The organism is Enterobacter sp. MGH 4 (genome assembly GCF_000534735.1).
GTDB lineage: Bacteria > Pseudomonadota > Gammaproteobacteria > Enterobacterales > Enterobacteriaceae > Enterobacter > Enterobacter intestinihominis.
On record NZ_KI973296.1, the window covers coordinates 274243 to 286824 of the forward strand.

11 protein-coding genes are annotated in these 12582 nt (G+C 54.9%); 1 reads left to right on the forward strand and 10 read right to left on the reverse strand.

What is annotated here, in order from left to right; all coding sequences use genetic code 11:
* Positions 1–30: 30 nt before the first annotated feature.
* Positions 31–1368: an adenine permease AdeP gene (gene adeP, locus L350_RS03145; protein ID WP_139152660.1), complete on the reverse strand. Its 1338-nt coding sequence runs from the start codon at positions 1366–1368 to the stop codon at positions 31–33.
* Between the two features lie 165 nt (positions 1369–1533).
* Here adeP and yieH point away from each other — a divergent pair, with 165 nt between their 5' ends.
* Positions 1534–2199, forward strand: coding sequence for a 6-phosphogluconate phosphatase (gene yieH / locus L350_RS03140; RefSeq protein ID WP_022649879.1), 666 nt, complete (start codon positions 1534–1536; stop codon positions 2197–2199).
* A gap of 85 nt (positions 2200–2284) precedes the next feature.
* Here the strand turns inward: yieH and phoU are convergent, their stop codons facing one another.
* From phoU to atpD, 9 genes are all read right to left on the reverse strand, one after another.
* Complete coding sequence (gene phoU, locus L350_RS03135; protein WP_003861153.1) at positions 2285–3010, reverse strand: phosphate signaling complex protein PhoU; 726 nt, start codon at positions 3008–3010, stop codon at positions 2285–2287.
* A 26-nt stretch (positions 3011–3036) separates the two neighbouring features.
* Complete coding sequence (gene pstB, locus L350_RS03130; protein ID WP_003861154.1) at positions 3037–3810, reverse strand: phosphate ABC transporter ATP-binding protein PstB; 774 nt, start codon at positions 3808–3810, stop codon at positions 3037–3039.
* 47 nt (positions 3811–3857) lie between these two features.
* Positions 3858–4748, reverse strand: coding sequence for a phosphate ABC transporter permease PstA (gene pstA, locus L350_RS03125; protein WP_022649878.1), 891 nt, complete (start codon positions 4746–4748; stop codon positions 3858–3860).
* Positions 4748–5707: a phosphate ABC transporter permease PstC gene (pstC, locus tag L350_RS03120; protein ID WP_022649877.1), complete on the reverse strand. Its 960-nt coding sequence runs from the start codon at positions 5705–5707 to the stop codon at positions 4748–4750. The genes pstA and pstC overlap by 1 nt, the downstream gene beginning before the upstream one ends.
* Positions 5708–5834: 127 nt before the next feature.
* Entirely contained in the window at positions 5835–6875 is a 1041-nt protein-coding gene (pstS, locus tag L350_RS03115) for a phosphate ABC transporter substrate-binding protein PstS (RefSeq protein ID WP_022649876.1), read from the reverse strand.
* A 278-nt stretch (positions 6876–7153) separates the two neighbouring features.
* Positions 7154–8983 carry a glutamine--fructose-6-phosphate transaminase (isomerizing) gene (glmS, locus tag L350_RS03110; RefSeq protein WP_032626716.1) on the reverse strand — a complete coding sequence of 610 codons (1830 nt, stop codon included), beginning with the start codon at positions 8981–8983 and terminating at the stop codon, positions 7154–7156.
* Between the two features lie 240 nt (positions 8984–9223).
* On the reverse strand, positions 9224–10594 hold the full coding sequence (gene glmU / locus L350_RS03105; protein ID WP_023298943.1) for a bifunctional UDP-N-acetylglucosamine diphosphorylase/glucosamine-1-phosphate N-acetyltransferase GlmU: 1371 nt from the start codon (positions 10592–10594) through the stop codon (positions 9224–9226).
* A gap of 138 nt (positions 10595–10732) precedes the next feature.
* The gene (locus L350_RS03100; protein WP_006177560.1) at positions 10733–11152 is read right to left on the reverse strand and encodes a F0F1 ATP synthase subunit epsilon; all 420 of its coding nucleotides are present in this window, start codon (positions 11150–11152) and stop codon (positions 10733–10735) included.
* Positions 11153–11172: 20 nt separating this feature from the next.
* Positions 11173–12555, reverse strand: coding sequence for a F0F1 ATP synthase subunit beta (gene atpD, locus L350_RS03095; RefSeq protein ID WP_003862362.1), 1383 nt, complete (start codon positions 12553–12555; stop codon positions 11173–11175).
* Between the last annotated feature and the right edge of the window lie 27 nt (positions 12556–12582).

The following is a 12582-nucleotide window of genomic DNA, read 5'->3' on the forward strand; positions in this document are numbered from 1 at the left end:
GAAGCGCCACCTGACACCACAAACCGCACCTTAGTGCGCGTCAATAAACACAATCTTGAGCACAAACAGCAGCGCCACAATCATCACGCACGGGCTGAGTTCGCGGAAACGGCCGGTACCGATCTTCATCACACAGTACGAGATAAAGCCCAGCGCGATACCTTCGGTGATCGAGAAGCTGAACGGCATCATCACCGCGGTAATAAACGCCGGAACGGCTTCCGTCAGATCTTCCCACTTCACGCGCGCCAGGCTCGAGGTCATCAGCACGCCGACGTAGATCAGCGCGCCAGCTGCCGCGTACGGTGGCACCATCCCCGCCAGCGGAGAGAGGAAGATCACCAGCAGGAACAGCAGACCCACGACTACCGCCGTCAGGCCAGTACGGCCACCCACGGACACGCCGGAAGAGGATTCAATGTAAGCGGTAACAGACGAGGTGCCGATGAAAGAACCCGCAACGGACGAGATGCTATCCACATACAGCGCCTGCTTCATGCGCGGGAATTTGCCTTTCTCGTCCGCCAGACCCGCTTTGTCCGTCACGCCAATCAGCGTACCGGAGGAGTCAAACAGGTTGACCAGCATGAAGGAGAAAATCACTCCGGCCAGACCCAGGTTCAGCGAGCCCGCCAGATCAACGTGACCAATCACGGTAGAAACGCTCGGTGGCGCAGAGACAATACCGCTGTAATGCACGTCACCCAGCATCCAGCCCAGCAGCGTGGTCACGATGATAGAGACCAGCACCGCAGCGTGGATGTTACGCGACGCCAGGATCGCGATAATAAAGAAGCCCAGCACGCCCAGCAGCACGCTGTGAGAGGTCAGGTTACCAATACTCACCAGCGTTTCCGGGTTCGCCACGATTACGCCAGCGTTTTTCAGCCCCATCATGCCGATAAACAGACCGATACCGCTGGTGATACCCACGCGCAGGCTCACGGGAATGTTCGCAATCATCCAGTAGCGCACACGGAAGATGGTCAGCAGCAGCAGGCCGACCGCGCCCCAGAAAATAGCGCCCATCCCGACCTGCCACGGCAGGCCCATCGCCTGAACCACCACGAACGCAAAGAACGCATTCAGACCCATTGCCGGGGCCAACGCCACGGGCAGATTAGCGAAAACGCCCATCAGGATGCTGCCAAGCGCCGCGATCAGACAGGTGGTAACAAAGACGGCGCTGGTGTCCATGCCAGCCACGCCCAGAATTTGCGGGTTAACGAAAACGATATAGACCATCGTCAGGAAGGTAGTAAAACCGGCGATCACTTCGGTGCGTGCCGTTGTGCCGTGCTCGCGCAGTTTGAACACGCGCTCAAGCAGCCCCTGACCAGATGTCTGGGTAGTGTGTTGTTGACTCATCATCAATTTCCGAACAAGGAGGGAAAATTCGTCGCTATCCTATACCAAAATGCGACAATAGTGGCGGTTACGGGATACTTTTTTCATTGATTTTGCTTATACGGCAACGATTGCGTCTCGTTAAACTGTCGTACGTAAACGTTAAACTTGTTAAAAGGGAAAGGCATGTCCGGAATTGAAGCGGTATTTTTCGACTGTGACGGTACGCTGGTCGACAGTGAGGTCATTTGTTCCCGCGCGTATGTCGCCATGTTCCAGGAATTTGGCATTACGCTCGATCTCGAAGAGGTGTTTAAACGCTTTAAGGGCGTGAAGCTGTACGAGATCATCGACATCATTAACGAAGAGCACGGGGTGGATCTGGCGAAAGCGGATCTGGAACCGGTGTACCGCGCCGAGGTCGCACGCCTCTTCGACGCCGAGCTGGAAGTTATCGCCGGCGCTAACGCGCTGCTGGATGCGATGACGGTGCCGATCTGCGTGGTCTCTAACGGCCCGGTCAGCAAAATGCAGCATTCACTCGGCAAGCTGGACATGTTGCACCACTTCCCGGAAAAACTGTTCAGCGGCTACGATATCCAGCGCTGGAAGCCGGATCCGGCATTGATGTTCCACGCGGCGAAGGCGATGAACGTCAACGTGGAGAACTGCATCCTGGTGGATGACTCGTCTGCGGGCGCGCAGTCGGGGATTGATGCGGGGATGGAGGTGTTTTACTTCTGCGCCGATCCGCACAACAAGCCGATCGATCATCCAAAAGTGACGACCTTTACAGACCTGGCGCAGCTGCCGGAACTGTGGAAGGCGCGCGGGTGGGATATTACTCGCTGAAAAAACAAAGCCGGATGGCGCTAACGCTTATCCGGCCTACAAGGATCGTAGGGCGGGTAAGCGATAGCGCCACCCGCCACACACATCACTCTTTCGGATCTTTACCCGCCAGCAGCTTGTCCAGCTCGTCGCCGCCCACGTGACGGAAATCCTGTCCCTTCACGAAGTAGAAGATGTATTCGCAAATGTTCTGGCAGCGGTCGCCAATACGCTCAATTGAGCGCGCGCAGAACAGCGCGGTCAGCACGCTTGGAATGGTACGGGAATCTTCCATCATGTAGGTCATTAGCTGACGCACTATGCCTTCGTATTCCTGGTCAACTTTCTTATCTTCACGATAGATACGGACCGCTTCGTCCAGATCCATGCGCGCGAAAGCGTCCAGCACATCGTGCAGCATCTGCACGGTGTGGCGACCGAGAGACTCCAGGCTCACCAGCAGCGGCTGGTGCTGCTGGGAGAATTTCTCCAGCGCGGTGCGGCAGATTTTATCCGCCACGTCACCAATACGCTCCAGCTCGGCGATAGTTTTGATGATCGCCATTACCAGACGCAGGTCGCTCGCGGTTGGCTGACGCTTGGCAATGATGCGCACGCACGCTTCGTCGATGGCGACTTCCATCATATTGACGTTGTGATCGCCTTCGATAACGCGCTTCGCCAGCTCGCTGTCCTGGTTGTGCATTGCCGTAATCGCATCAGAAAGCTGCTGCTCGACCATGCCGCCCATGGTCATCACCTGGGTGCGAATGCTTTCCAGCTCTGCGTTAAACTGGCCGGAAATGTGTTTATTAAGATTGAGGTTGTCCATGGTTTCTCCACATGCACTAAGGCAAATCAACCGTAGCGGCCAGTAATATAATCTTCGGTTTGTTTCTTCGCAGGACGGGTGAACAGCGCGTCCGTATCGCTGAACTCAATCAACTCGCCCAGGTACATAAACGCCGTGTGGTCAGAACAACGGGCAGCCTGCTGCATGTTGTGAGTGACGATCACCACGGTGTAATCCTGCTTCAGCTCGGTGATCAGCTCTTCGATACGCCCGGTTGAGATCGGGTCAAGGGCTGAGCACGGCTCATCCAGCAGCAAGACTTCCGGGCGAATGGCGATACCGCGCGCAATGCACAGACGCTGCTGCTGACCACCGGAGAGAGAGTACCCGCTCTGGTGAAGTTTATCTTTGGTTTCGTTCCATAATGCGGCCTTGGTCAATGCCCACTGCACGCGCTCGTCCATATCCGCACGGGAGAGCTTCTCAAACAGACGCACACCAAAGGCGATGTTGTCATAGATCGACATCGGGAACGGCGTGGGTTTCTGGAACACCATCCCCACTTTCGCACGCAGCAGGGCGATATCCTGGGTATTGGTCAGGATGTTGTCACCGTCCAGCAGAATTTCACCTTCTGCGCGCTGCTCCGGATAGAGCGAATACATTTTGTTAAAGGTGCGCAGCAGCGTGGATTTACCACAGCCAGACGGACCGATAAATGCCGTGACCTGGTTCTTCGCGATATCCAGGTTGATATTCTTCAGGGCATGGAATTTGCCGTAGTAGAAGTTCAAATCACGAACCTGAATCTTACCCGGGGCAGTATCAACCATACTCATTGACTCATTTCCTCATTCGGCGCCGCGATGTGCCGCGCCGTAAAAATTTAACCGTGTTTCTGCTTCGCGAAAATGACGCGCGCCAGAATGTTCAGCAACAGTACGCAAAGGGTGATGATCAGCACCCCGGCCCAGGCCAGCTGCTGCCATTCCGCGAATGGGCTCATCGCAAATTTAAAGATCGTCACCGGCAGGTTGGCGATCGGCTGCATCATGTCCGTACTCCAGAACTGGTTGGAGAGGGCGGTAAACAGCAGCGGTGCGGTTTCACCAGCGATACGGGCGATAGCCAGCAGGATACCGGTCATGATCCCCGAGACGGACGCTTTCAGGGTGATCGCCGAAATCATTTTCCATTTCGGCGTGCCCAGCGCGTAAGCCGCTTCACGCAGGCTGTCCGGCACCAGTTTCAGCATGTTTTCAGTGGTACGAATAACGATAGGCACCTGCAACAGCGCCAGCGCAATCACACCCGCCCAGCCGGAGAAGTGTTCCATTTGCGCCACCACGATGGTGTAAACAAACAGACCTACCACAATCGACGGGGCAGAAAGCAGAATGTCGTTAATAAAGCGGATGACTTCAGCGATCCAGGACTTGCGGCCATACTCCGCCAGATAGATACCCGCCATGATGCCCAACGGCGTACCGAAAACGGTCGCCCACAGGATCAGCAGGCCGCTGCCCGCCAGGGCGTTTGCCAGACCACCACCCGCCGTGTTTGGCGGCGGCGTCATCTCGGTGAACAGCGCCAGGGACATTCCATCAATACCACGGGTGATGGTGGACATCAGGATCCAGATCAGCCAGAACAGGCCGAACGCCATCGTGGCCATGGAAAGCGTCAGCGCAATGCGGTTTTTAATCCGGCGCTTTGACTGCATTTTGCGACGAGATTCCGCAAGCTGAGCGGTGTTTTGCATGTCGAGAGTCGCCATTAGCGTGCCCCCTCGTTTTTAGCCAGACGCATAATCATCAGCTTGGAGATAGCCAGCACAATAAAGGTAATAACAAACAGGATCAGACCCAATTCCATCAGCGCTGCGACGTGCAGCCCGGATTCCGCTTCGGCAAATTCGTTCGCCAGCGCAGAGGTAATACTGTTCCCCGGCATGTAGAGCGACACGCTGTCGAGCTGGTAGGTGTTGCCGATGATAAAGGTCACCGCCATGGTTTCACCCAGCGCGCGGCCTAAGCCCAGCATGATGCCGCCGATCACCCCATTTTTGGTGAACGGAAGGACGATGCGCCAGATAACCTCCCAGGTGGTGCAGCCGATGCCGTAGGCCGACTCTTTCATCATCACCGGGGTTTGTTCGAAGACATCGCGCATGACCGCCGCAATGTACGGAATAATCATGATGGCGAGTATCACGCCAGCCGCCAGAATACCGATACCGAATGCCGGGCCAGAGAACAGGGCCCCCACAAACGGAACGGCGGAGAGAACATTACCCACCGGCTCCTGGAAGTACGTCGCAAACAGCGGAGCAAAGATAAACAGGCCCCACATGCCGTAAACGATACTTGGGATGGCCGCCAGCAATTCAATGGCGATACCCAACGGACGTCGCAGCCAGCCCGGCGCCAGCTCCGTCAGGAACAGGGCAATACCGAAGCTTACCGGCACCGCAATCAGCAGAGCGATAAAAGAGGTCACCAGCGTGCCGTAAATCGGCACCAGCGCACCGTAAATATCGTTCGGCGCATCCCACTCTTTGGTCCACAGGAAGGCGAAACCAAATTTTTGAATGCTCGGCCAGGAGGAGAAAATGAGGGACACGATAATGCCGCCCAGCAGCAATAGCACAATCAGCGCAGCCAGTTTCACCAGCGCGCTGAAAATCATGTCACCTTTTTTACCCGGAGGGTTAAATGCAGGCTTGGTTGCAGCCATAAATTACTCTTCTTTATGAGACGTCTTACGAATATGCCCGGTGGCGCTGACGCTTACCGGGCCTACAGGATGAACCGTAGGGCGGGATCGCTGCGCGCCACCCGCCATCTTCGTCAAAAATATCCTGTTAGTACAGCGCTTTACCGCTGCTGTCTTTCACGTTGGTTTTCCATGCAGCACGGATCTGCTCAACCACGCTGTCTGGCAGGCTGGCGTAATCCAGGTCATTCGCCTGTTTGCCGCCGTTTTTGTATGCCCAGTCAAAGAACTTCAGCACTTCAGCACCCTGCTCAGGCTTCTTCTGCTCTTTGTGGACCAGAATGAAGGTGGTAGACGTGATAGGCCATGCATCGTCGCCTTTCTGGTTGGTCAGGTCCTGCGCGAAGGATTTGCTCCAGTCAGCGCCTTTTGCGGCGTTAGCGAAGTTCTCTTCGGTCGGGCTAACCGGTTTGCCGTCAGCAGAAACCAGTTTGGTGTAAGCCAGGTTGTTCTGCTTCGCGTAAGCGTACTCTACGTAGCCGATAGAGCCAGGCAGACGCTGTACGAAGGCAGCGATACCGTCGTTGCCTTTACCGCCCAGACCGGTTGGCCAGTTAACGGTAGAGCCGGAACCGACTTTAGATTTCCACTCTTCGTTCACTTTCGCCAGGTAGCTGGTGAACACGAAAGAGGTACCAGAGCCGTCAGCACGACGAACCACAGCGATATTCTGCGAAGGCAGCTTAACGCCCGGGTTCAGTTTGGTGATGGCTTCGTCATCCCATTTTTTGATTTTGCCCAGGTAGATATCACCCAGGGTTTTGCCGTCCAGCACCAGCTCGCCTGATTTCAGGCCAGGGATGTTAACAGCCAGCACAACGCCGCCGATCACGGTCGGGAACTGGAACAGGCCTTCCTGATTCAGTTTCTCATCAGACAGCGGAGCGTCGGATGCGCCGAAATCAACGGTATTCGCGGTAATTTGTTTTACGCCACCGGAGGAGCCGATACCCTGATAGTTGACCTTGTTACCGGTCTCTTTCTGGTAGGTATCCGCCCATTTGGCATACACCGGCGCAGGGAAGGTTGCACCAGCGCCAGTCAGGCTTGCTGCTGCGAAAGCAGAGAAAGCGCTCAGAGATAAGGTCGCGGCGACAACAGTTGCGACAGTGGTACGCATAACTTTCATAATGTCTCCTGCAAGGATTTCGTAAATCATTGTTTAAGTGGCTACGATGAGCAAAATAGGACAAACAGGTGACAGATAAATGTACGAAATATGACAGTTTTATGACAAAGAAAATTTCACTTAAAAATAAGCAAAAATCCATAGTTAAATCATAAACTTAATTATTATTATGACAGCTTGTTTTCAGTAATATTTTCTTTATGTGACACTGATAAAATAGCTGAAAATGACGGATTGTCATAAAAAAAGGCTCCACCGGATGGCGGAGCCTGGAAGGATTATTCTACGGTAACGGACTTCGCCAGATTTCGCGGCTGGTCAACGTCGGTGCCTTTGATCAGCGCGACGTGGTAAGCCAGCAGTTGCAGCGGTACGGTGTAGAAGATCGGCGCAATCACCTCTTCCACATGCGGCATCTCGATGATGTGCATGTTGTCGCTGCTGGCGAAACCGGCATCTTTATCCGCAAAGACGTACAGTACACCACCACGGGCGCGCACCTCTTCGATGTTAGATTTCAGTTTTTCCAGCAGTTCGTTGTTCGGTGCCACCACGATAACCGGCATATCCGCGTCGATCAGCGCCAGCGGACCGTGTTTCAGCTCGCCTGCCGCGTAGGCTTCCGCGTGGATGTAGGAGATCTCTTTCAGCTTCAGCGCGCCTTCCAGCGCGATAGGGTACTGATCGCCACGGCCCAGGAACAGAGCGTGGTGCTTATCAGAGAAATCTTCAGCCAGCGCCTCAATGCGCTTGTCCTGAGACAGCATCTGCTCGATACGGCTCGGCAGCGCCTGGAGACCGTGAACGATGTCATGCTCAACGGAAGCATCTTCGCCTTTCAGACGCGCCAGCTTCGCCACCAGCATCAGCAGAACGGTCAGCTGAGTGGTAAACGCTTTGGTGGAAGCGACGCCGATTTCGGTGCCCGCTTTGGTCATCAGCGCCAGATCGGATTCACGCACCAGTGAGGAGCCCGGTACGTTACAGATGGCCAGCGAACCCAGGTAACCCAACTCTTTAGACAGACGCAGCGCCGCCAGGGTATCGGCCGTTTCGCCAGACTGGGAAAGAGTGATCATCAGGCTGTTACGGCGCACAGCGGATTTACGATAGCGGAACTCAGATGCGATTTCGACGTCGCACGGCACGCCCGCCAGGGATTCAAACCAGTAGCGAGAGACCATACCGGAGTTGTAAGAGGTACCGCAGGCCACGATCTGAATGTGCTCGACTTTGCTCAGCATTTCGTTGGCATTGGCGCCCAGCTCGCTCAGATCCACTTCACCATGGCTGATGCGCCCGGTCAGGGTGTTTTTAATGGCGTTTGGCTGTTCGTAGATCTCTTTCTGCATGTAGTGACGATAAGCACCTTTGTCGCCCGCGTCGTATTGCAGGTTTGATTCGATTTCCTGGCGCTTAACCTGCTCGCCTTTCGTGTCGAATACGGTCACGCTGCGACGTGTCACCTCGGCAATGTCGCCCTCTTCCAGGAAGATAAAGCGACGGGTAACCGGCAGCAGCGCCAGCTGGTCGGAAGCGATAAAGTTTTCACCCATGCCCAGACCAATCACCATCGGGCTACCGGAACGCGCGGCCAGCAGCGTGGACGGGTCACGGGAATCCATGATCACCGTACCGTAAGCACCACGCAGCTGAGGGATAGCGCGCAGCACCGCATCACGCAGTGTACCGCCCTGTGCCAGCTCCCAGTGCACCAGGTGAGCAATCACTTCGGTGTCGGTTTCAGAGACGAAGGTATAGCCGCGCGCTTTCAGTTCTTCACGCAGCGGTTCGTGGTTTTCGATAATGCCGTTATGCACCACCACAATGTGTTCAGACACATGCGGGTGTGCGTTGCCTTCAGATGGCTCACCGTGAGTCGCCCAGCGGGTATGCGCAATACCGGTGCCACCGTGCAGCGGATGTTCCTCCGCCGCCTGGGCCAGCATCTGCACTTTACCGAGACGACGCAGACGGGTCATATGACCTTCTGCATCGACGACAGCCAGACCGGCTGAGTCATAACCACGGTATTCCAGACGACGTAAACCTTCGAGAAGGATTTCAGCAATATCACGCTGCGCAACTGCGCCAACAATTCCACACATAGTTAGATTTCCTGATTATGGCGTTATGCCATGCGTTGTCGCTGACCTGTATTTGCCCTTTCCGGGCACCCCGAGCCTTGTAGAGAGTGGGGTTATTTTTATGGGTACTGCTGGTGGGGGGAGGATTATGTTATCCCCTCACCCCAGCCCTCTCCCCATAGGGGAGAGGGTGAAAACCGCACCATTCAGTTCCCCTCTCCCCTATGGGGAGAGGGTCAGGGTGAGGGGTGTATATTGTCGTTACTTTTTCTTCACCGGGCGTTTCCAGCCCTGCTTACTGACCTGCGGAACGCGGCTTAACACCAGCTCGTTCTCGGCCACATCGCGCGTAACGGTTGTCCCGGCGGCAATGGTCACGCCTTTGCCCACGGTAACAGGCGCCACCAGCTGGGTATCGGAACCTACAAACACGTCATCACCGATGATGGTTTTAAACTTATTGGCACCGTCATAGTTACAGGTAATCGTCCCTGCACCGATGTTTACGTTGTCGCCAATTTCCGCATCGCCCAGATAGGTCAGATGACCGGCTTTCGAGCCTTTACCGAGACGTGCTTTTTTCATTTCCACGAAGTTACCTACATGAGCGCCTTCCAGCAGCTCAGCGCCCGGGCGCAGACGCGCAAACGGGCCAATGGTACATGCCGCCTCAAGATGGGCATCTTCCACCACGCTGTACGGGCTGATTTCGCAGTCGTCACCGATCACGCTGTTTTTAATCACACAGCCGGTGCCGATTTTGACGCGGTTGCCCAGCGTGACGTTACCTTCCAGGATAACGTTAGTATCTATTTCAACGTCGCGCCCGTGGGTCAGCGTGCCACGCAGATCGAAACGCGCCGGATCGCGCAGCATAACGCCCGCCAGCAACAGTTTTTCTGCCTGCTCGGACTGGTAAATACGCTCCAGGCGTGACAGCTGTAGACGGTTGTTTACCCCGTCCGTTTCGCTGATACGCGCCGGATGAACGGCAGCAATCTCACGCCCTTCCTGGTACGCCATCGCAATGATGTCGGTGATGTAGTATTCACCCTGCGCGTTGTTATTATTGAGTTTGGACAGCCAGCGCTTCATATCAGCACCGTTCGCAATCAGGATGCCGGTGTTGATCTCCTGAATCTGACGCTGTTCGTCAGTGGCATCTTTATGCTCAACAATCCCGGTTACCTTGCCGTTTTCACGCGTAATGCGGCCATAGCCGGTTGGATCGTCCAGCACGACGGTTAACAACCCAATGCCACCCTGCGGTTTGGCTTCACGCAGGCGAGTGAGGGTTTCAACGGAGATCAGCGGGACGTCGCCGTAGAGCATCAGGATGTCTTCATCATCAGCGAAGAAGGGTGCAGCCTGCTGCATTGCATGACCCGTACCCAGCTGTTCTGCCTGTAGCACCCAGTTGAGATTGTCGTCACGCAGCGTTTTTTTCAGCAGATCGCCGCCATGTCCATAAACCAGATGCACCTGGCTGGCGCCTAATTCATTAGCTGCATCAATAACATGCTGCACCATTGGCTTTCCTGCCAGTGTGTGGAGCACTTTAGGCAGATCGGAATACATGCGGGTACCTTTGCCTGCAGCAAGGATCACCACGCTCATCGCACTGTTTAACATACGCATCCTGACGGTAGTTTGTGTGAGAAGTAAAAACGTTTGATGCTTAAAATTCTACATCTTTTTCATCATGAATTAAGGCCGAAAAAAAAAGCCAGCCTGGGATCCAGACTGGCTTTTGTGCTTTTCAAGCCGGTGTTACATCGCTTTTTTGGTCAACTCGATAACGCGCAGTTTCGCGATCGCTTTGGCCAGCTCCGCAGACGCCTGAGCGTAATCCACGTCACCATGAGAGCTGCTAATGTGCTCTTCAGCCTTACGCTTCGATTCCAGGGCTCGCGCTTCGTCGAGATCCTGGCCACGAATAGCGGTATCGGCCAGAACGGTCACACTGCCTGGCTGCACTTCAAGAATGCCGCCGGACAGATAGATAAACTCTTCATGACCGAACTGTTTAACGATGCGGATCATACCAGGCTTAATGGCGGTGAGCAGCGGTGCGTGACCCGGGAAAATACCCAGTTCACCTTCACTACCCGTTACCTGGATTTTCTCGACCAGACCAGAGAACATTTGTTGCTCTGCGCTGACGACGTCCAGGTGGTAAGTCATTGCCATATCACCCTCCGATTAAGGCGTTAAAGTTTTTTGGCTTTTTCCACGGCTTCTTCGATGGAACCAACCATGTAGAACGCCTGCTCTGGCAGGTGATCGTATTCGCCTTCCATGATGCCTTTAAAGCCACGGATGGTGTCTTTCAGGGAAACGTATTTACCTGGAGAACCGGTGAATACTTCCGCAACGAAGAACGGCTGGGACAGGAAGCGCTGGATCTTACGTGCACGTGCTACCACCAGTTTGTCTTCTTCAGACAGTTCATCCATACCCAGGATGGCGATGATGTCTTTCAGCTCCTGGTAACGTTGCAGCAGGGACTGTACGCCACGCGCGGTGTCGTAGTGTTCCTGGCCAACAACCAGTGGATCCAGCTGACGGCTGGTAGAGTCCAGCGGGTCAACGGCCGGGTAGATACCCAGAGACGCGATCTGACGGCTCAGTACCACGGTTGCATCTAAGTGAGCAAAGGTGGTGGCTGGAGATGGGTCAGTCAAGTCATCCGCAGGTACGTATACCGCCTGAACGGAGGTGATAGAACCAGTTTTGGTAGAGGTGATACGTTCCTGAAGAACACCCATCTCTTCCGCAAGCGTAGGCTGATAACCTACCGCTGAAGGCATACGACCCAGCAGTGCAGATACTTCAGTACCGGCCAGGGTGTAACGGTAGATGTTATCAACGAACAGCAGAACGTCACGGCCTTCGTCACGGAACTTCTCAGCCATCGTCAGGCCAGTCAGCGCAACGCGCAGACGGTTTCCTGGTGGCTCGTTCATCTGGCCGTAAACCAGGGATACTTTATCCAGAACGTTGGAGTCGGTCATTTCGTGGTAGAAGTCGTTACCCTCACGAGTACGTTCACCAACACCCGCAAACACGGAGTAACCGGAGTGCTCGATCGCGATGTTACGGATCAGCTCCATCATGTTTACGGTTTTACCTACACCCGCACCACCGAACAGACCAACTTTACCGCCCTTCGCGAACGGGCACATCAGGTCGATAACTTTGATGCCGGTTTCCAGCAGTTCCTGAGAGCTGGACAGCTCTTCGTAGGAAGGTGCCGCGCGGTGGATAGCCCAACGCTCTTCTTCACCGATGTCGCCTTTCATGTCGATTGGTTGACCCAATACGTTCATGATACGACCCAGTGTTGCTTTACCTACCGGGACTTCGATCGGGTGCTCAAGGTCTTTCACTTCCAGACCACGACGCAGACCGTCGGAAGAACCCATGGCGATGGTACGCACGATACCGCCGCCGAGCTGCTGCTGAACTTCCAGCACCAGGCTCTCGTTACCATTTTGTACCTCAAGCGCGTCGTACACGCGTGGTACGGCGTCCTGAGGGAACTCGACGTCCACCACGGCGCCGATTACCTGGACAATCTTTCCAGTAGCCATCTTGAATCCTCTACGTAATTCGTAAAC